Below are 20681 nucleotides of genomic sequence, written 5' to 3' on the forward strand. Positions count from 1 at the left end.
TCTGTTTGCAACCTTTAAGAGTGCTGGTGAACCCGCCCCTACAGGCTATTAAGAATGATGCAAGATATCACTTAATCCCTCTACTATTGACTACTAACTGTTGACTATTGACTATTGACTAAAAACTATCTGCGTGCCAAAGCTTTGTAGAAGTTGTCGGTAATTACTCCCGGTTCTGCTAACTTTTTATCTAAGGCCCACCTAGAGGCAGGAATTAAGAACCGTTCGGGAATAATTCCGGGGTCATTTCCTTTGGCTAAACGCTCGCCTGCTTCTTCAATCATTCGCTGGTGGTGTGGCTTAAATCCAGTTACTTCAGCTAGGGTTTTACCGCCTAGTTGTTGGTATTGGGTAAAGCAAATAGTGTCTACTACCAGTTGATTTGCTTGACTGAATGTTGATAGTAATTCTGAGGGAAGATTCCCGGCGCGGGGATTGGGATAAATGCGCTGCCACATCTGGCTATATCTGTCAGCTTCTTCGGGAAATCCCATGCGCTTCAGCAATTCAATGCTGATGAATACTCGCAGATAAGGAACAGGATGTGGCGCACCAGCATGGAAGTACAAAGTAGATTGAGTCGATCGCGCAGCAATATCCATTAGCGATGCTACAATTCCAGGCCCACCTAGCAGCAAACCAGACATATCGGCAAAGGTTTCACTATGCCAGTTAGTCCAAGTTGTGGCAACCATTCGGCTCATTCCAGCTTTGAGCAAACGCTGGGCGATCGCCCTGGGAATAGCCTGTCGCAAGTTCAAATCTGTTTGTAAATTATGCGAAACTTCATGCAAAACTGCTCCCAATGTCCAAGGATTAATCAAGCGGTGATATGGTAATTGAATTAACGGAAATGGATTGATTTGCTGTCCGAGTTTGCTGAGAGGAATCCCGCGCCTAAATGTCGCTGGTGAAAATCCTGTTTTCATGTACGAAAATGGTGCGGGTGCGGGAATTGATTGGGCAATTCCCAATCCCATATAAACGTCTTGATAGCAGTCAAGGGCAATGCGATCGCAACCCAGTAACCAATTACCAAATTTACTCTGTCTTTGTCCGAACAACTCGAAATAAAAATCCCAAATTTGTTCGATCGCTCTTACCCAATCGTGAGCACGATCTTTGCGAGACATCAGTTGTTGCAGGTGTTTGGTATCCGGTTCGCGGATGGCTATTTCTGCGATATTCCCGACTTTTTTCGACATATCCATCAATTGCACTCTCAGGGAACTAATTAGCTCATTAACAGCATCGATGTGAGCGTCAGAAGGACTAGCCGGATCTGTACCAAACTCGTCGTGTTGGAAGGGACGCAAAGCAGCAGCGTGTCTGGTAACATTGAGGGCTTGTACTCTCAGCCAAGGTTTTAAACTAGGCAATTTTATTTGTGATTTAAGTGCAGAGTTATTGTGTTCAAAACCATTCAAAATCTTCAATTCATAGGCATCCTCATCTGTTTCTAAATCTGTTAATGTTTCTAACAGTCCGTTCATATTTTTTATCCCCAAGCATGAACCAGATATAGCCGAAGGAAAAATGAATAATTAAGCATGAAGTATGCTTTTAATAAATTGGACAGAGCGCTAGGGAAACTCAACATCATCAATTTAAAAGTTATTGATCTAATTTTAAAGTTCTTATGTTGAGTTTCGTTACTTCAACCAAACCTAATTTAAGCGCAGCGGCATTTCCCATTAATTTTCGGCTGCAATTGATGTTGCACTTTATGGGATTTTTTCATTACTGTGTTAACTTTTTTGGGGTTGTCTAAGACTTTAGCTGTATTAGCTGCTAGTGCCCTCACAGCAGTTTTTTGTGAGAGTGGTTTGCCTTGTGCTACTTGATGAGCTAGGGTCTTGACAGTTCCTTTCAAAACTTCTGGAACAGTCTGCAAAAGTTGGCGCGTACTGGGGCTGTTGTACAGAGCACGACCCATTTTTGCTACTCCTTGAATTAGCTGGGGAGCGACAGCAGAAATTGCTTTAGCCGCTGAGGGAATCAATCGTGTTGCCATCGGCACTAAGGCTCCTAAAAAAGCTTCTGATTCGGCTTCACTTTCGCTGTGAGCTGCTCTGTAAGCCAGATTTTCCATGATCATTTCGTACTCGCTCATGGAACTAGATCGCGAACTAGAACTAGAAGGAGATTCAAATTCGGACTCAAATTCGTATTCGTACTCATACTCGCCTTCGCCTAGTCCGATCGCACTTCCCAATCCCTGTAGCAAATTGCCGATAAAAGGATCGCCTTCGTATTCGCTTTCGTACTGGCCTTCGTACTCCCCTTCGTACTCGAATTCAAACTCTCGCTGCCGATTTCTCCGTCGCCCTCCAATTAAGCCACCAATGGCCTTAATTGCCATCGGAGCAGCTTTGGCGAGCAAGGGGACTAAGAAAGGTAAAAATTCCTCGCTTTCGTACTCGCTGGCGAATTCGCATTCATATTCGCGATCGAGATTGGTTTCTAATTCGTATTCAAACATTTTTTCACCTCTGTTTCTGTGTGTTGGCAACTCCAACTGCTCTTACTCGTAAACGGGCTGTCTTCTGCGCTTCTGTGTTTTTGCAGGTAATGGTTTGTTAACTTTGCTAGCAGCGCCGGACGATCGCATTAAAGTCTTGGCACAAGTCATGGGATTTCCTAATACCTTGCGGGTTTCAGCAGCCATGACGCGAGCGGCTGTTTGCGGTGCGATGGGTTTTCCTTGAGCTGCTTGCCGCGCTAGGGTATTGCTAGCTCTGGCAACAATCGTGGGTACTGTTTTTACCAGTGGGCGAGTGGCCGGAGATTTGCGCAAAGTCCGGGTTAATGTGGCCGCACCCTTGACTAATTTGGGCGAAATTTGCCGCATTGAATGGGATTTAATCGGGATAATTCGAGCAGTAAAAGCACCTGTATAGGCTTCTGCTTCTGCTTCGCTTTGTACCTGACTTGCCATGGCTGCGAGTGCTTCTGCTAAGGCTTCCGGCTGCGGTGCAGATTCGGATTCGTACTCGCTCTCAAATTCACCTTCAAACTCGTATTCGCTCTCATATTCGTATTCGCTTTCGCGCGCAAGTTGACCTGCGATCGCCCCTACTGCTTGACCCACACCGGGCCCACCAATCGCAGTACCCACAGCTCGAGCTGCGATGGGTGCAACTTGTTTGAGTATGGGAGCTAATTTGCGAGCAAATCCACGAATTTTTTTGAAGAAAGCTTCACTTTCATATTCATTTTCGTACTCATACTCGCCTTCACCCATTCCTCCCAATACGCCACCACTTCCTTGCATCAGGCTACCAAAAAACTCTTCGCCCTCGTATTCGCTTTCGTATTCGTAATTTCCTTCGCCCTCGAATTCGTTTTCAAATTCGCGTTCCAATTCGTGTTGCATTGTTTCTCCATCTAGCATTGCGTGACCCCTTGTTTGCATTTATTTCTTAGGTATAACCCTGAAGAAAATGCCTTGTCAGTCACTTTTTTGAGTGACACTCCAATGAGTGTCACTCATTTTACAGAGAGGGCGATCGCCATTTCGCGAGCGGTAAAAGGACTTATAGCCGAAGACAGAAGTAAGTAAACCGATCGATAGGCAGATCCCGGACTCTCTTTTGCAGCCCGACAGATTCATCAGTGCGTCCGTGGCGATCGCGAAATTCAATTGCTTTAAAATTGCACAAAAAAATGCACCCACTCCCGAAGGAAATAGGTGCTGGTAAAATGACCTAAAAACTCAAAACTCTATTTGCTGGGAGTGAAGACAGAAGTAAGTCCTAAAACCCTAAAGGTTTCAGCTTGAGGTACCACTACAAGTTGCTACAATTTGCTTGAGAATTCGGTCTAACGCCTTGGGGTTATCCAGATTCACCGCTTGTAGCAGGCCCGAATCCACCAGTGCGGGGGCCCGATCGTCTTCCACCGTTCCATTCAACGCCGCCACCAAAATATCTGCCGTTCGTCCACTGCCTGCGATCGCCACGATCGGGTGTTTTGCCTTCACGCTCTCCTGTGCATCTTTCCAAGTAATTTCTCCGCCATTCACCAACACCGTCACCGAGGGGCAAAAGCCAGATAAGGTGCGGGCAATCTGTGCGATCCACGCCGACTCATCCCCCCATTGCGAACCCGGAACCAGAACAAAATGGGTGTGATGGGGTTCTAAGGCACAGGCATCTTCTGCTGGAGGTGGCTGATTCGGTAATGTTGCCAAACCGACGGCGGTAACGCCAATCAGAGGAAAAGTGCCACCCGTTTGGTAACGAGCCTCCCCCATCATTTGCATAATACCCGCATCGGTTCCGCCATCGAGGACGTAGGCATTTAAGGACTCGGCGAGAGGAGCTAGGACTGTTAGAAAGAGCGATCGCAACCGTTCCCGATCGACTTCGCTGAGTTTACTGGCACCGCCCACCACCACGATGACCGGACGCGGACTAGAGAGTCCCAGTTGCTCTAGAGTTAAGGTCAGGTCGGCATTGGCTTGAGGATAGAGAGCTGTTGCCGTCAGACCGTTGGCAAATTCGATCGAGAAAGATTCTTGCATGAACAAAAAATACAACTCAGGATAGGAGAATCGCTTCCGGGGACATAGTGTTATTATGTCCTGAAAAGAAGGTCTATTGCTTCAATCCAGCCTTATCGTCTTGCCGTCCGGACTAAATGCCACTGATTTGACCCCACCCTCATGCCCGCAGCACCGTGACTTTATTCCCTTTCCGGTCCATTGGTAACAAGTTAGAAGGAAGTAGATTTTGTCAATACCCCTTTATGTAGAAATATAATTGAATAATAATGATAATCAAACAAGGGGTAAGGGTGGGAGAGTCCCCGACGGCGGACTCTCCCACCGGCAGTGATTATCATTATTAATAAGTTGTTCGCTGACTCTAGTCGCGGGCGATCGATAAGAGTCGCGGGCGATCGATAAGAGTCGCAGGCGATCGATAAGAGTCGCAGGCGATCGATAAGAGTCGCGGGCGATCGATAAGAGTCGCGGGCGATCGATAAGAGTCGCGGGCGATCGATAAGAGTCGCAGGCGATCGATAAGAGTCGCGGGCGATCGATAAGAGTCGCAGGCGATCGATAAGAGTCGCAGGCGATCGATAAGAGTCGCGGGCGATCGATAAGAGTCGCGGGCGATCGATAAGAGTCGCGGGCGTTGGTATGATCAAACGATATAATTGACAAATAATTGAGCGATTGTGTAGGTCAGTAAATATGGCTAAAAGTCAAAAAACCAACCGTGACCACGCCAAAAAAACCACAAGACCGATGGTGGAAGATGAGGCAATCGCCTCGCAACTATCTGCATTATTAACACCAGCCATCACCTCACAAGAAAATTACTACCGTCAACTGGGTTTACGAGGTAGAATTCTCAACTTACCGTTGATGGTAGCAGCAGTATTAACCTTGCTATGGCGAGACGTAGCTGGAGTGACAGAACTCACAAGAATGCTAGCAAGAGAAGGTTTTTTGTGGTGCGGACCCACAACAGTCACTCAACAAGCAATGTCTCAAAGATTTTTAAGTTTTCCTGCCACTTTATTTGAAGGAGTCTTCAAAAATTTATTACCAAGTTTAAGAACTGCTTGGTATCAGAGAAACCAAAGACCTCTACCAGAAAGCATTCAATTTGCCTTGACTAAATTTTCCCGAATTTGGATAGTGGATAGCTCAACACTCGAAGCATTATTTTGTAAGCTCAAAAGCCTGGAAGATATACCCAAAGGGCAGTTGGCAGGAAAAATGGCAACAGTCATAGATTTAATGACCAGGCTTCCTGCCGAGATTTGGTTTTTGGAAAATCCCAGAGCTTCTGATGTTAAGCTTGAAGAAAATATTCTGCAATTAGTCCCAACTCAAACCTTACTTTTACTGGATAGAGGATTTTATCATTTTAGTTTTTGGCTCAAATTAATTGAACGAGATATCCACTTAATTACTCGTTTGAAAAAAGGAGCATCAATTAAAGTAGAGCAAGTATATACCAAGAGTTACGAACTCCGAGATAGTCGGATACGGCTAGGCTCAGGAACTTCAAAAACTCCATTTATTACCTTACGTTTGATTGAAGTTCGTTCCGGTAAAATTTGGCATTCTTATTTGACAAGCGTACTAGATCCTCATGTATTACCTCCCTACGTCGTCGCAGATTTATATCGCAGGCGCTGGAGGATTGAAGATGCTTTTAATACCGTAAAAAGGCTTTTGGGATTAAGTTATTTGTGGACAGGTTCTCTCAACGGCATCCAGCTTCAAATTTGGGGGACTTGGATATTTTATGCACTCTTGGTTGATTTAGGTGATGCCGTTGCTGACCAACTCTCTTTACCAATAGATTCGATTTCATTAGAAATGATTTACCGGGGTCTTTACCATTTTTATGTGGCTCATCAAAAAGGTAAGGCAACTGACTTGATCGAGTATTTCGCCGCGCCCGAAAACCAAGATTTAGGTATTGTTAAATCTCAACGAAAGCCCAATGTTAAGTTAATTGTTTCACCTTTCCCTGATCGACAGCGAGGCAATCACCAATTTTTCTTTGATGCCTCTTCTGAAATCCCCTTGACAACTGGCATACAGGCTTAACTTGTTACCAATGATGCTTGGGGCATGATTATACATCTCCATAAATTACAGATAAGTCTAAGCACGATAAGGGTTTCAGATTCATTTTTGGAGATGTCTATTGGTTCATTTCGACCGATCGCGAGATTTACTTTAGCAATTGCTCAACTCGCTTGTACACAAGAGCGAGTTTTTTAGTGCAATAATAACAACAATTGCTATTCCCTGTTATTAAAGCGAAAATGGAATAGCCCAAATTACAGGAGGACTCAGGCATGAACGTGTCTTTGACACCGGAGTTAGAGCAGTATGTCCAGGAGAAAGTCTCAAGCGGACTGTATTATTCTGCTAGCGAGGTAATCCGTGAAGGGTTGCGCCTGCTGAAAGAACGGGAACAATTCCAACAAACTCGCTTACAGGAATTGCGGCAGGAAATTCAGGTAGGGCTAGACAGTGGTGAAGCAACTCCGCTGGATATGTCAGCAATCAAGGCCGCATCGCGGCAGCGCCGACAGAGGAAACCTCAGTAATGGCAACGATCGTTTTTCTTAAAAGACATTTGTACCGACTTCGTAGAATTGCCCAGTGCTGAGAGCCGTTAGGCAACTTTCATAAAGCTGCCCCCTCCATTTAGAGGGGGTAATTTTTACTGAACAAAATCGCTCACAGGAATGAAGTTGCAGGAACTAGATGCGATTTAAATTGGAATTGTTTACCACATAAAATAACAAAAACCATGCACAATTCATGGACTGAACCTAATTCTGGCTATAGCAAATCGGGTTACGAGTCCGAACCTGATTTGACAGTTGGTTACTCATCATCCACAGAAGTTCGTCAAGGTAATTTTGACAACGCTTACCAAGAAAATGTCTATGACTTGTCCAACCTAGCAGATACTCCTTGGACAGATTCAGCAGTCCGCCCGAATCCACAGTTGGAGCTGGAGCTTGATTAAAGAAATGTAGTCCTGGACGCATCAACCTAAAAAACCCGGTTTGTTGTTCTCATTCTCAACCTAAAATGACGAACTTACCCTCAAAAACCGGGTTTTTGGGTAAGTCCTAAAATGGAGAGGGGAGAGCAGGAAAGGGAGAGAGGGATAGGGAGGTTTAGCTGATTGGTTATTTCTGCAAGGCTGCTCTAATTTTCCTAATCTTTTAAACACAGTAAAAATGTTTTCTAAACCAGAAACAATAGAGCAGCTTTTTAACCTGATTTGAGTTAACATCAATAGGATTCCCATGAACAGTCCAAAGCAGTTAATAAAATTAAGCCAGGTAGAATCGGCTTTAATAGCTGCCAGTACACTTTGCCTAATTTTTGCTTTCATCTGCATTATTTTCTTAAGCTTTCCATCAATGGCTAGCGCTAGTTCCTTACCTACTAAAATTTGGGAAAAAGAACAATCTAGAGTTTTGCTGCCAGATTGGAGCCAGATTACCTTCAATTCCCTACCAGCCGTTGCTAGTTCTGGAAGTTCTGGCGGTCGAAGCTGGCAAGCTGGCACTTCTCTTGACAACATCTTGAAGCTGGGGGACATTAACGATGTAAAACCTGAAATTCTGTCTTTGCAAGCAATTGAACAATTGGCACTAGGGGATATCAATTTAGAGAATATCAGCTTGTCAGCATTTCCCTTAGCTGGTAAGCAAACTGTCGGTCACTTGGCTGAAATTGTTCCCAATCTTAGCCAATTTCAATTGAGCGATGTCCCTCCAATTGCTTCTTTATCTTCTCAAATAGCCGCAGTGAACCCTAACATCAACCAATTACCAATTGGTCAAGCTATCAAACAAGTACCGCAACTAGCGCAGGCAAAACTTAACCAAATTGACCTATCTGAGTTTGCGCTCGCCCAAATCCCCAACCTTAATAGCGTAAATTTAGAACAGTTCTCTGGCTGGTCAGAGGAACTCATCAGCAATATTCCCCTGCTGAGTCAAGTCCCGCTTTCTAGCTTTCCGGTTCCTATTGCGTCTATTGGCAGCACAATCATGCGAATTGACACGATTTACAGTCGGTACGAAAGCAAACGCAATAACACAATTTCCGGTTCTGATGTAGAAGGATTTGCGGTAGCGTGCGAGAATGATTGCGCTTATATCGAACTCGACGACATGGAAAACGCCGGTCGCCGCGCCACAGGGCCGCTAGAAGGCAAGCAGTGGATTAGCGGCAAATATCAGGAAGTGCGAGGCGGTTCTGGCTGTTTGACAGGTTGGGAACCGACGGGCCGGCATCCTTTTGGAGAAGTGTTTAAAGTAGTGGTAATGGAACCGTCAGAAACCAGCGATACTGTTGACACTGCCCTGTACTTCAGGTTTAGTTTGCCCTGCGGCAAATCGCCTTACATTATTGGCCCGGTTCCGTTTCTCAGTTACAGCGTTAATTCGTCTATGTTTGTCGGTCGATTAGAGGGCGGTTCTTCTAACAGTATTTCGCGTTCAAAAGGTGTCGCATCTGAAACAAAACCTTCAAAGCCGCTGAGTTCCAATCAAGCTAAAAAAAACCCTTTACCAACTCAGCCTCTACCTGAATCCAAGCGAGAGTGCGCGCATCCCGCAACTTACGTTAGCGGTGTGGATGCGGCTTTATTAGGAGAGGCGATAGCCAATTTGGAAAGTGCAAGCAGCGGCGACTACGAAGCTATTGGCGAAATGGTTTGTACCGAAGGATCTGGCAACTGCGGGCGGGCGATCGGTCTTTATTTGCGGTCTGAGAGCAAGAATTATTCGAGTATCAGCCACCTGCTTACGATCCGATTTAATCGAAACTGACTCAATTTTTTAATTGTTAGTGAGTTATGTTATTAATATAAAACCAACGGAGGAAAATTTCTGATGTCTAACTACGGAAATTACGGTGAGGGTTTTTATGCTGGGCCACGCCAAGACTTGATAGCACGTTTGCAAGAACTGGTTCGGCTTTATCCTGGAGGGATTGGCATTATCAAAGAGCTGATTCAGAATGCCGATGATGCTGGAGCCACAGTCATACGATTTACTTTCGATTGGCGAAACCACTCAATTGATGAGCTTCCTCTGGCTAAAATGACTGAGCTAATGGGACCAGCACTCTTAGTTTATAATGATAAAGTTTTCAATGAGCAAGATTTTAAAGGAATCCAAGAAATAGGCATTGGTGGTAAACGAGACGGAGAAAACTTGTGGAAGACCGGAAAGTTTGGTTTAGGATTTAATTCAGTCTACAATATAACAGATTATCCAAGCTTTGTTTCCGGTGACAGGATTATTTTCTTCGATCCCCATTGTTCGATTTTAGGTAAACTCGGTGAAGGCTGGCCTCTTCAAAGGGAAAACACTAAGTTTTATCCTAATTTTTTGGAACTTTATAAAATAGGTTTACCACCTGGATTGGATGACTTTAACAATACAATTTTTCGTTTTCCGTTACGGACAGCGGAACACGCCAGTCGCAGCGAAATTTCAGCAAAAGTTTTTGATAAATCACAAGTAAAGGAGCTTTTAGATAAACTTATCGAAGATGGTGAAGAAAATTTTATATTTCTCAAAAATCTTGAGGAACTTCAGGTTTATCAAATTGCTGAAAATGGCGATGGTTCTATTGAAGAACTCCTCAGCATCACCACTAAAAATAGTGAAGAAGTGCGAAACGAGCGACAAAAATTGCTTTCGGTGGTGCAACATAAGCCTGAAAACCTGCTACAACTATGCCACACCGCTCCGCAATCCCTACCGTCAGTATCTTATCTTCATAAAATTGAAGTCAATAACCAAGGAAAGCCTACAACTTCGACTTGGAGAGTGTCTAGCCTCATTAGGATCGATCAAGGTGGAGAACTGATTGGTGTAATGAATAAAATATTTTCCAGCAAGCAAAAGGATAAAGCCATACCTTGGGGGGGTGCTGCTGCTTGTATTGCCAGTTCCAAGAGTGATTTAGTTACTAAATCTTTAAAAGGAAATATTTACTGTTTTCTACCACTTCCACAGCAAGAAAATGAGACGGGTTTACATATTCATATCAATGGATATTTCGATTTGGATAGTTCCCGGCGACACCTGCTTATCGACGCTCAAGACTATGAACTCCAAACTACATGGAATCGTCTATTGACTAACCATGTCTTATCTTATGCTTGTGCAAATTTGATTACTAGCTTGGTTCAGGATGTCGGCGAAAACAAGCCAGACGATTACTATAGTTTGTGGCCAGTAAGCAGTGATAAGCTACCTAAGCCACTTAAAGAACTACCTAATCATATAGTGAAGCTCTTACACGAGAGAGAGGTTATTAGTACAACGGGAAAGAAAAAATGGCGCAAAATCTCGGATGTCTATGTACTTCCTGAAAAGGCGAGAGATTTAATGGAGCCTTTGTGTGCGGAGGGACTTACTTTCCCCGACCCACCCTTATCAACAGAAATCACAAAAGCTTTTAAAATCGTTAAATTAAACCCTGTAGAGCTAAGACCCGCTGATTTGCGTAAGCTTTTGAAGATTACAACTCCTCTTGGCGTTGCTCTATCGCAAGCACCAAAACCGTGCTTGCGAAAGCGGGATTGGATTATAAATCTACTTCGCTACTGCCTTCAAGATAAAGACTATAAAGATTTGAAAGGTCTACCCTTGGCAATTCTTGCTGATGGGACTCTGCAAGCATTTGACTATAACGCGCCAGGATTTATTTACCTAGCTGATAAGAAGGAGAGAGAGATTTTTGTTAATCAATTAGAATGGTTTTTACATCCTGATTTGCAAAAGGAATTTTCTGATATTGAAGAAATTCCTGAAATTAACCTTCTCAAGATGAATCCAGCAGAGGTAGTAAAAAGGCTAAGTGTAATTTTTGGAAAAGGACAAATAGGAGGATGCCGATGGCAACCGGATGGAAATACTCTTCCCAATGCGAACTGGCTTACTCAAGTTTACTGCTACTTTACTCAAAGTTCTTTCTCATCTACGCTATTCGAGCAGCTTAAAGATTCTCCGATCGTTCCAGGCAGTGATGGCAAGCTCCACCAAGCTAGTCGCTCTCAATCTCCTTTACTTTGCGATAATAACATTGAATCAGAAACTAGAGAGGCTCTAAAAGCTTTTGGTATTCTTTTCATTGAAGCTCCCGAAGCTTTAAAACAAGCTATTGAGGGTTTTTTCTCTAAAAAACCTACTCAACCCTTAATTACGCTTTTAAGTCCCATTAAAGTTATAGAGAATTTACATAGTCAATATTCTGAAAATTTTCAAAATATACCTGTTCTTGCTGTGGAAAAATATACGAGTTTGCTAGACTTCCTTACTCACCCTGATTGGGTAAAAAAATATACAGAAGAAATTTTAGATAAGTTGTGTGAATTGAAAATTTTTATCACAAGTTCAGGTGAGATTGTAACTTTAAGTGACTCCAGTATCTATATTCCTGGGGACTATAAACCACCAACTTTTGCTGGTAATTTACTTTTACTACAACTGGGTACGAATCGACAATGGAAACCCCTACTTGACCGCTTACCAGTAGCAACTGTCAATCGAGCCAGCTTGATCAAAAAATTTCTGAGTGAATACGAAAGACTTAACACTAATCAACAATTAGAAATTCTTGCATGGATTCGAGATGAGTTAGACAAAGCACAAACTGATTTGATTAAGGAAGGCAAAAATTATGACGATCTCATGGAATCACTTTCCCAAGCGACTTTGGTACACTGCACAAATAGTGAATTACGCTCCGCTAGCCAAGTTTACGATCCCAACAACGAAGTTGTGTGCCATCTCTTCAAAGATATATTATCTATTCCAGATATTGGAGGCGTTTACTCCGATGAGCCTAAGCGTTGGCTTGGATTCTTCAAAAACTTAGGGATGAAGAACCCCAATACTACAGACTCGATTTGTAAACTGATACTTCCTGAATATGAGAATCTTAGTGAGACGAAACAGGTAGAAGCATTAGAGTGGATTCGCGAGCACATTAAAATTGCTGAATCTGAGCTAAAAAGGCAAGGTGCAAATTTTGATATTATCAAACAAAAAATTGCTAATAAAGCTCTAGTGCGCTGTACAGATGGTAATTTGCATCCAGCAAACTCTATATATGACCCCACTAGCTCGATAGTCCAAGACATTCTGGGTGAGAGAGTATTCTACCCCAATATCGAGGCAGTTTATTCCAATAATCATGAGAAATGGCTAGATTTTTTTAGAACCCTAGGAATGGCTGATACTCCCAGTGCTAAAGACTTTTTAGATTATATCAGAAGTCTTGGAGAAAAAGCGTATAAGAATAAAAACCCCAATCTAGTTGCTCGTGAATGCGCTAAAGTCTTCAAGCACCTTGTAGAACAGTGGGATAGTTTAAAAGATCAAGCAACTTATGGTAATAAACCTTTGAATAGTTGGCTGAAGTCTGAACGATGGCTGCCTGTGCTACAAAGTCCTGAAGAACTACAGCAATACCCGGCTGCGATGACACCTGAAATAAGACTGTACTGTCCTAGCGAAGTTGCATTTACTGAAGATGCTTACCAAGTTGCTAGCCAAAGACCTTTATTTAAAGGTCAATGTAAAAGAGAAGTAGGACAAGCGCTCGGATTTAAGCCAGTCGAGGCTAAGGAAGTCGTCGCTCATTTTGAGAAACTTATTGTTTTCTTTGAACAAGAAGGTGTATCAGACAGTAACAGCGTTGCCTTTAACAAATCACTTCTAAAAATTTATGAGTATTTTTATATAATTTTTATCAAAGGTAGTGCAGATGGAGCATGGGTTAAGCAGTGGTGCAAAAATCGCCCATGCTTGTGGGACAACAATAAATTATGGAAAGCTGAACACGCATTTCAACAACCAGTACCTTTCGGTAAACGCCGAATTATTATGAGTAAAAACTCGCCTATTCGCGAAGTATATGAATTTTTAGGGTTGAAGCGATCGCCTTCGACAAACGATTACTTAGATTTTTTGGAAGAAATCAGGAAGGATTATGGTGACCAGCCTTTAAATGAGGAAGATGCAAAATGCGTAGTTAAAGTTTTGCAGATTATCGATGAAGAGCGATTCCCTAAAAATGAGGAATAAGTTTTAAAATAACCGAGTAGAATCAGTCAGATAAGTGCATAGTTATTTGAGTATAAGAAAGAACCCATGATGAATCCAAAGTTAGTTCTCACCAATGATAATCGACTGTTACCAGCCCGCCAAGTCCTTATCCCAGATGCTGATTGGCGCATACAGTATCTTAACTCTGACAAAGTTAATTTACTTCACCCTCATGTTAGTCAAAAACTTGCTGAGATTGCTGGAAGCAGATCGTTACTTAAAGATGTAACAGAACAGTGCCAAAATATCAAACAATCTCAAGATAAACAAGCAATTGAGTGGTGTCAGCAATGGCAAGAAAGTTTACGATCGCCCGAAGTTGAAGAAGCTCTCAAAAGACTGATTTTAGATGAACGAGGTATCAACTGGTCAATTAACCTAAAGTGGCTAGCAGAAAGTAGTGTTAAACCAGCTAATTTTATAGAAACTTCTTTATTTTTAGATGGTGATTGTATTGCTTCGGAGGTTCCGGGTCACTTTTACTTCCATCAAGAGCAAAAAACATTTTACTTGCGTTGTGACAATAAAAAAAGTACAATGCGTCAGTACCTTATAGAAAGCCTAAATCAGCAACTAGCTAAGCATGAGTGTAAGGTTGGCGATCGGGGAAGCTTGTTAGTAGCTATTCTAGATGAAAATCCACAAGATATTAAAAGTTTTCTAAACACTCAAAATGTGCGAACTATCCAAGGCGAACTTCCCCAAATTAATTTTAAAAATGAGGAAGTATTTGAGCCAGATAGCAATGATAGTTTTAACTTTATAGATAATTTCAATGATGTTCAGCAAGAGGATAGGGAAGAAAATGAACTGCCTGAAACTGAACCAGAAACAAATTTTCTACCAATTAAGCAGAACAATAGCAGTTATCACAGAAGTACAGCTATTGTGCCGAATAAGTCGCTACTCCCAACGACCTCCGCTAATTCTAAAGCTGAGTCATCACGGGAATTGTCCAGTAGCGATAGTAGCACCGAACAGTCTATGGAGTCTCGGTCAACAAGCTCTCCCTCTAACTCACAACACCCTATTACCAGTCCAACCTTACAGGTTACTAATCCTAGAGAAATAGGTACTCAAAATAAAGAGCTGATAGAGGATGAAGATGATGAGTTAAATGATATATACCTTGATGATTTAGAGGAATCTATTCAGACCAGAAATAAAGTTTTGGATTCCGCCCTCACTAGGAATGATAGAAAGACGACTAATGTAGATGTACCTCTACGACCAGAACAAAGAGATTTTCGCGAGCACTTACTCAGCGTCTATAACAGGAAATGTGCGATTACTGGTTATGAGGAAGTGGGATCTGCAAATTTAGAAGCTGCTCACATCAGTAGTGGTCTTAAATCTTATCATGTTTCCAATGGTCTACTATTACGAGCAGATATCCATATACTTTTTGACAAGTATCTGATCACAATTGATACCTTAACAAGAAAAGTGTGTGTTGCTCGTGATCTCATTGATACCGAATACGGCAAGCTGTCAGGTAGAAAACTATTGCTGCCAAAAGACAAGCAATTCCGACCAAGTAAACAGGTACTTGAATGGCATAATAAGCAGTGTTCTTGGTTTAGACAATGTTAATCCGCCGTTTCGCTACTGACAGAAGTTCAGGTTAGTAGGGTGTGTGTTTGCAGTTTTAGTTTTGTAGAGTTTACTTCCAAAGCTAATCGAAAGTTTTATATAAAAAAGATTTGCTGCGGGCATTTATCGGTCGCAGCACAATTCCCATTGCTTTAGAAGGCAAAAAGTGCATTATTTTCAAATTAGATGACCAAAGGCGCACTGTGGTGGGGCCGCTGTTAGCTGCTGCTATTCATTTATGTGTGGTGTCTAATTTGAGTCGGGTACGTTCTGACCCATTTTTGTACTGCTTAGACGAGTTTCCGTCTCTCAAGTTTGACAGAATGGATCAGTGGGCTAACGAATATCGTTCTGCTGGCGGCGTACCGATTGTTGGCATTCAATCACTCAATCAACTCTATAATCTCTATGGGGATAAAAAAGGGGCTGCGATCGCCAGTGCTCTGTCAACTCATGTCCTTTTTAACCCCGGCGATTTTGAGACAGCCGAGAAATATTCTAAGCGGTACGGGGAAGTGGAAGTGCTGGTAAAAAATCGATCGACCGGCAGCTCGACGGGGCAGCAAACGAGCTGTTCTGTCAACTGGAGCGAACAGTTGCAAAAGAAACCGCTGATTAGTCCTGACGAAATTCTGAGGTTTCCTCAAGGCAAGTGCGTCATCACTTCACCGGCTTACGCAACGGGAACGGAAGCTTTATTTCCCTACCCTCTCAAGATTCCGGTGCGGCCCGGCGACATAAAGCGAGCTAAAGAGTCTGAACAACTGTGGGACAGCAGCATCAGACCGCAGCTTGAAAGGCGGGCGAAAGCTTTGTCAGTAGAGCAGCAGACGGGTAAACTGCTCAATATAGATGAAGAGCTCGACAAGCGGATTCGATTCGCTTACCAATTGCTGCCACATCCGAACGATCCAGAAGAACCCGTGACTGTGGCTGATGTTAAGTCGCCAGTCAATGCTGCTGGTGCGAACAGCGCGGCTGAAAAAATAGCGGTTGACAATATTCGGAAAAAACTTAAAAATCTGTCCTTTGGTGGCGATAGATGATGGAGCAAACTAAACAATTTTTGGCTGACATTTTGATTGTTGACGATATTCCAGCCAACATTCAACTGCTGTCTCAAGTGCTAATTGAACATGGGTACAAAGTCAGGAAGCTGATTAGTGGAGAGCGAGCTTTAAAAGCAGTAGAGTTGCAAGCGCCCGACTTGATTTTGCTCGACATAAAAATGCCCGGTATGGATGGCTATGAAGTTTGCCGTCAACTTAAAGCATCTGAAGCTACTTGTGCTATTCCTGTAATTTTCATCAGCGCTTTAGATGACGTATTTGACAAAGTAAAAGGGTTTGAGGCGGGCGGTGCTGACTACATTATAAAACCTTTTGAGCCTGTTGAAGTGTTAGCGCGGGTATCTGCCCAACTTAAAATGCAGCGCTTGCAGCAGCAACTTCGCTGCGCTAACGTGCAATTGGCTGCACAAAATGTTCAACTAAGCCAGGAAATTCAAGAAAGACAGCAAGCAGAAGCTAATTTAAAAATGCTGTTGCACGCTGTTTCTCACGATTTGCGATCGCCTTTATCGGGAATGTCGCTGCTGCTGCAAAATCGCCTAGCTGATGCTGGCAGCAACATTGTTATTGATAGGCGGACTGTGGAGGTTATGGTGCAAAGTTGTTCGCGCCAACTCCAGTTGATTGAGTCACTAACAGCAACACAGCAGTTTGACGTAAAAAGTGCTTCTTTAGCAATGAAGCCGCTGTCACTGGCTACTTTAGTCCAAAATATTCTTATTGAAAGATTACCAATTCTCAACCAGCATCGAGTCAAGGTTAAGCAGCTTTTTGCAGCAGATTTGCCTTTAGTCAATGCTGATGCCCAGCAGCTATGGCGGGTGTTTGGCAATCTGATCGACAATGCTGTTAAATACAATCAGTCTGGGTTTATTTTGACTGTAGAAGCTAAAAAGGAAGGTAAGATGGTTCGCTGTACGGTTGCAGACAATGGGGCCGGAATTTCTCCTCAGCAATGTGCAAGATTATTCGAGCCTTATACGAGGGGAGTTGGGGTTACTTTAAGGCAAGGGTTGGGATTGGGACTTTTCATTTGCAGGCAAATTGTTGAGGCTCAAGGCGGAGAGATTGGTGTTGATAGCGAATTGGGAAAAGGAGCGAGGTTTTGGTTGACCTTGCCAAAGTTTGAAGAGTGACAAGATATCATAAACTATAATTGTTTTACGACTAAAATTTATCAAATATGAACGCCTATTTGAGAACAATAAAAAAAAATTACTGACCCGATTTATATCAAATCCGTTGGCCTCGAAATTATTCCTCTCTCTCTTCCTCTGCATCCTTAGCGCCTTCGCGGTTAAATCATTCCGAGCCAACCGGATTTGGTATTATTATTCACTATCGTGCAAGCCAAAGAATATCTCTAATAACTGCTGTCTCCACTAGGAACAGTTAATGTCGATCGCGATGTCATATCACTTCCGGCAGCATCGGGATGATATCATAGCGATTGCGATTGCTTCGCTAAGAGCTCGCAATGACATATTTCTATCAAATCTGAAATGATATCATTCCGGTATAAACGGAATTGATATCACTTCTTAAATACGCGAAATTAACGTTTACTTCAGTCCGACTGTCACTCCAGAATATGCAGCAACCTTGGGAGTTTTCGGAAAAATGGCAACCGCAACAGTAATCTTTGAACCGTTTAGTAACTCGGTTACAGGTGTAGGAAAATGTCACTTTCTCTATTCTAACGGTTAAACCAGCCCCAAGCGCAGTGCTTTAATGGCTGCCTGGGTGCGATCGTTCGCTTCAAATTTAGCTAGAATCATCTCTACATGACCTTTGGCGGTGTGGACGCTCATTCCTAGTTGAGCAGCGATTTGTTTATTGCTTCTACCCTCAACTAGCTGCTGCAAAACCTGCATTTCTCTTTCTGTCAGCTTGATGTCGTCATTCGCACAGTTATCGGGCAGCGTTTTGAGATTTTGCAGCACGCAGTCGGCAATCTTAGAGTCCAGGTAGCTGCCACCTTCTTGCACAGTCGCAATCGCTAGTAGAAGTTGTTCTGCGTTAGTGCCTTTAACGCAGTAACCGTGAGCGCCGCTTGACAAAGCAGCCATAACTTGAGTTGGATTGCTGTGGTGGGTGAGCATCAGGATGCGAGTATGCGGCAGTGCGGCTCTGATTTGCTGCGCGGCTGCAATACCGTCGATTCCGGGCAAGTCAATGTCCATCAGCACAATGTCTGGTTGGTGTTGCAGTGCGACACTGACGGCTTCGTTACCGTTAACAGCTTGGGCGACAACTGTTAAATGGGGTTGCTGATTGAGGATATGCTTTAGACCGAGCTGCATCATCGGGTCATCTTCAACTATCAGGATGGTTTTTAGTTGGCTTGTTTTTGGTTGGGTGGGGGTAATTGCAGTCACGGTTAAAATTCCTACTACATTTTATCCATTCTATATTGTTTTTCTTGACATTAAAGAGTGTCATCCTCCTATCGAGAGAATAAAAGTATTAATTTTTGGGCAATTTCGTCTGGAATAGAGTGGATGTCTCTCGATAGGAGGATGGCAATAAAGTCCGTTTTCCTGAGTTTTAGGTGATAATAAAAATTTTCGTGATGCGGGGCAGAAAGCCCGCGCGAGAGGCTCACACTACCGTTTTCACCACAAATTCAGGAGACCCATACAGTCTGAACAAATTAGATCGACACTTCGTTGATTTCATCCAAATTAATTTCATCCAAATTGATAGCTGTTACTACTTCTTTCGGTTGAGATGTTAGATAACCGTTGAGTTTGACAACTGTTTGTTCTGTCTCTCGTTCAATGGTAGTCAAAAGCCAATTTTGAGTTTTTCGGTGTTGTTTGCTATCCCAAGCAAACTGAACTTTTTTTGCTGGTTGAGTCGGGTGCAGTGCCAAAACAATCAGTTGCAGCTTGTGAGGCTCAAGCTCGAAAAATTCGGTAGCTACCCATAACTTAACTCGGTCTTGCCAAGTCAGTACAGGATGGCGAATCGCCCACTCAAATAGTCTGGGTGTTCCTTTGACTAAACCCACATTTGTACGGACTTGTATCACTTTGAATGGAGGATAAGGGGAAGAGTTTTCTTCTGTCACTCCCCTTTTTGTTCGGTCTAGTTTTGTTTGAAGTGGAATGTCAACAAATAGTTTTCGCTGCGGTAAAAACAGTGATGGCGATAGTTCTTTGAGTTGGAAAACCCACTGCTGGAACTGGGGGTGACTGTTGAGAATTGGCTCGACAGGTAATCCCATTAAATTTTGCTTGACAAGCAGTTGCAAGCGTTCTTGCAGATATGAAGGAACAAGAGGTGACTCTTGTAATTGGCTATTATGAATAGTTTGATTGAGGTCGGATAGAGTAAGAAGGTACATTGCGAGCGAGCATAAAAGGCGCTCGCAATAGCGGCGATCGCCACAGAAAAAGTCCGGGAGAGTCTTTGCTGACAACTTAAGACCGCTCGCTGGAGTCAGGAGTCAGGATTCGGATACTTAACGATTTTTCGATCGCTCCGATTTGAGTTTTCTAGTCAAAATCCGAGTCAATTCAGATCGTAATTGCTGATTGACAAATGCTTCCTTAACTTAAGTTGTCACCAATTGGGGGGAGTGGGGAATGAGACGGTGATTTTTCCGGCTTCTCAACAGAAAACCGTAAGGGTGCAGGCTGCTTGTTACCAACTATACAAGTTTGGCTAAAAATGCTACTGATGAAGAAATGATATCGGCAATATCATCTGGATCGAGGGAATAAATCTTTGCTAAAACTTCTTTTTTAATTTTTTCAGAGCCTATCCTCTTGCTGCCACTCACTTGACCGATCGCCACCTCATCCAAACCGCGTTGATAAACTGATAGGGATATTTCTCCATCCAAATAAAGTTGCAGAGTCTTGGTACTGCCACCGCTTAACTTTGCCAGTTGCCGAAAGTTCTTAGAATCGGATTCGGGTATCGTTTTCCCCTTTAACCACCGATATACAGTTGAAAAATCTACTCCGATAGCGGACGCTAAAGCGCTTTGAGTCCAGCCTTCTTTCAGCAGCAGCTCGATCAACTGAGTCAGCCGCTTTTGGCGATCGAGTATAAGAGAAGATACAGAGCTAACAGTCACAATTTCTTACCGAAAATTTAGGTTTAAAGTCCTGGGGCACACGGGAACTAACGCCCTTGCGAGACATCGACAAGAGTTTGGGTGAGGAGACTCCTCCTTTGTAAGCCGAGTCGTGGAAAGAGGTAGCCCAAAGAGCGGTCTTTGGAATCCCCGTGCGCGAACGCACCCGGAGGATGTCAACTGACGCTTTTACCGTACACTATTTTACTTTTTGCTGCGTTGAAACCGATAGTTTTTCGCTATTTTACCCCCTTTCTACAAACTTTGAGCCATCAAAGCCTTAATCGATTACGCAACTACTC

16 protein-coding genes are annotated in these 20681 nt (G+C 43.2%); 8 read left to right on the forward strand and 8 right to left on the reverse strand.

What is annotated here, in order from left to right; genetic code table 11:
- Positions 1-125 precede the first annotated feature (125 nt).
- The 5 genes from AAFP14_RS08155 to AAFP14_RS08175 all read right to left on the reverse strand — a co-directional run bounded on the left by AAFP14_RS08155 (position 126) and on the right by AAFP14_RS08175 (position 5170).
- Positions 126-1493 carry a hypothetical protein gene (locus tag AAFP14_RS08155; protein ID WP_341731790.1) on the reverse strand — a complete coding sequence of 456 codons (1368 nt, stop codon included), beginning with the start codon at positions 1491-1493 and terminating at the stop codon, positions 126-128.
- Between the two features lie 179 nt (positions 1494-1672).
- Positions 1673-2482: a hypothetical protein gene (locus AAFP14_RS08160; RefSeq protein WP_341731791.1), complete on the reverse strand. Its 810-nt coding sequence runs from the start codon at positions 2480-2482 to the stop codon at positions 1673-1675.
- Between the two features lie 42 nt (positions 2483-2524).
- A complete protein-coding gene (locus tag AAFP14_RS08165; protein ID WP_341731792.1) occupies positions 2525-3376 on the reverse strand; it encodes a hypothetical protein in 852 nt (283 codons plus the stop codon).
- A gap of 396 nt (positions 3377-3772) precedes the next feature.
- Positions 3773-4525 carry a hypothetical protein gene (locus tag AAFP14_RS08170; protein WP_341731793.1) on the reverse strand — a complete coding sequence of 251 codons (753 nt, stop codon included), beginning with the start codon at positions 4523-4525 and terminating at the stop codon, positions 3773-3775.
- A gap of 255 nt (positions 4526-4780) precedes the next feature.
- Positions 4781-5170: a hypothetical protein gene (locus AAFP14_RS08175; protein WP_341731794.1), complete on the reverse strand. Its 390-nt coding sequence runs from the start codon at positions 5168-5170 to the stop codon at positions 4781-4783.
- Positions 5171-5254: 84 nt separating this feature from the next.
- Between AAFP14_RS08175 and AAFP14_RS08180 the strand changes: the two genes are divergently transcribed.
- From AAFP14_RS08180 to AAFP14_RS08215, 8 genes are all read left to right on the forward strand, one after another.
- Positions 5255-6574: an IS4 family transposase gene (locus AAFP14_RS08180; RefSeq protein ID WP_341731903.1), complete on the forward strand. Its 1320-nt coding sequence runs from the start codon at positions 5255-5257 to the stop codon at positions 6572-6574.
- A 254-nt stretch (positions 6575-6828) separates the two neighbouring features.
- Positions 6829-7083 (forward strand): type II toxin-antitoxin system ParD family antitoxin, encoded by a 255-nt coding sequence (locus AAFP14_RS08185; protein WP_293228632.1) that lies wholly within the window; start codon positions 6829-6831, stop codon positions 7081-7083.
- Between the two features lie 206 nt (positions 7084-7289).
- Positions 7290-7511 carry a hypothetical protein gene (locus AAFP14_RS08190; RefSeq protein ID WP_293228635.1) on the forward strand — a complete coding sequence of 74 codons (222 nt, stop codon included), beginning with the start codon at positions 7290-7292 and terminating at the stop codon, positions 7509-7511.
- Between the two features lie 286 nt (positions 7512-7797).
- Complete coding sequence (locus AAFP14_RS08195) at positions 7798-9333, forward strand: hypothetical protein (RefSeq protein WP_341731795.1); 1536 nt, start codon at positions 7798-7800, stop codon at positions 9331-9333.
- 63 nt (positions 9334-9396) lie between these two features.
- Positions 9397-13608 (forward strand): sacsin N-terminal ATP-binding-like domain-containing protein, encoded by a 4212-nt coding sequence (locus tag AAFP14_RS08200; protein ID WP_341731796.1) that lies wholly within the window; start codon positions 9397-9399, stop codon positions 13606-13608.
- 66 nt (positions 13609-13674) lie between these two features.
- Entirely contained in the window at positions 13675-15222 is a 1548-nt protein-coding gene (locus AAFP14_RS08205; protein WP_341731797.1) for an HNH endonuclease, read from the forward strand.
- Between the two features lie 110 nt (positions 15223-15332).
- On the forward strand, positions 15333-16268 hold the full coding sequence (locus tag AAFP14_RS08210; RefSeq protein ID WP_341731798.1) for a type IV secretory system conjugative DNA transfer family protein: 936 nt from the start codon (positions 15333-15335) through the stop codon (positions 16266-16268).
- On the forward strand, positions 16265-17428 hold the full coding sequence (locus AAFP14_RS08215) for a hybrid sensor histidine kinase/response regulator (protein ID WP_341731799.1): 1164 nt from the start codon (positions 16265-16267) through the stop codon (positions 17426-17428). The genes AAFP14_RS08210 and AAFP14_RS08215 overlap by 4 nt, the downstream gene beginning before the upstream one ends.
- Before the next feature lie 567 nt (positions 17429-17995).
- On the opposite strand, the gene AAFP14_RS08220 is transcribed toward AAFP14_RS08215, so the two are convergent.
- The 3 genes from AAFP14_RS08220 to AAFP14_RS08230 form a co-directional block, all read right to left on the reverse strand.
- Positions 17996-18670 (reverse strand): response regulator transcription factor, encoded by a 675-nt coding sequence (locus AAFP14_RS08220; protein ID WP_341731800.1) that lies wholly within the window; start codon positions 18668-18670, stop codon positions 17996-17998.
- Between the two features lie 275 nt (positions 18671-18945).
- A complete protein-coding gene (locus AAFP14_RS08225) occupies positions 18946-19641 on the reverse strand; it encodes a hypothetical protein (protein WP_341731801.1) in 696 nt (231 codons plus the stop codon).
- Between the two features lie 306 nt (positions 19642-19947).
- Positions 19948-20379, reverse strand: coding sequence for a helix-turn-helix domain-containing protein (locus AAFP14_RS08230; protein ID WP_193975537.1), 432 nt, complete (start codon positions 20377-20379; stop codon positions 19948-19950).
- Between the last annotated feature and the right edge of the window lie 302 nt (positions 20380-20681).

Origin of the sequence: Microcoleus sp. EPA2, assembly GCA_020882975.1 — a bacterium.
Lineage (GTDB): Bacteria > Cyanobacteriota > Cyanobacteriia > Cyanobacteriales > Microcoleaceae > Microcoleus.

Coding starts and splice junctions, on each gene's coding strand:
- AAFP14_RS08160 (WP_341731791.1), bottom strand. CDS start 2,482: ATGTTTGAATACGAATTAGAAACCAATCTCGATCGCGAATATGAATGC.
- AAFP14_RS08190 (WP_293228635.1), top strand. CDS start 7,290: ATGCACAATTCATGGACTGAACCTAATTCTGGCTATAGCAAATCGGGT.
- AAFP14_RS08195 (WP_341731795.1), top strand. CDS start 7,798: ATGAACAGTCCAAAGCAGTTAATAAAATTAAGCCAGGTAGAATCGGCT.
- AAFP14_RS08180 (WP_341731903.1), top strand. CDS start 5,255: ATGGTGGAAGATGAGGCAATCGCCTCGCAACTATCTGCATTATTAACA.
- AAFP14_RS08165 (WP_341731792.1), bottom strand. CDS start 3,376: ATGCAACACGAATTGGAACGCGAATTTGAAAACGAATTCGAGGGCGAA.
- AAFP14_RS08205 (WP_341731797.1), top strand. CDS start 13,675: ATGATGAATCCAAAGTTAGTTCTCACCAATGATAATCGACTGTTACCA.
- AAFP14_RS08225 (WP_341731801.1), bottom strand. CDS start 19,641: ATGTACCTTCTTACTCTATCCGACCTCAATCAAACTATTCATAATAGC.
- AAFP14_RS08185 (WP_293228632.1), top strand. CDS start 6,829: ATGAACGTGTCTTTGACACCGGAGTTAGAGCAGTATGTCCAGGAGAAA.
- AAFP14_RS08170 (WP_341731793.1), bottom strand. CDS start 4,525: ATGCAAGAATCTTTCTCGATCGAATTTGCCAACGGTCTGACGGCAACA.
- AAFP14_RS08155 (WP_341731790.1), bottom strand. CDS start 1,493: ATGAACGGACTGTTAGAAACATTAACAGATTTAGAAACAGATGAGGAT.
- AAFP14_RS08200 (WP_341731796.1), top strand. CDS start 9,397: ATGTCTAACTACGGAAATTACGGTGAGGGTTTTTATGCTGGGCCACGC.
- AAFP14_RS08215 (WP_341731799.1), top strand. CDS start 16,265: ATGATGGAGCAAACTAAACAATTTTTGGCTGACATTTTGATTGTTGAC.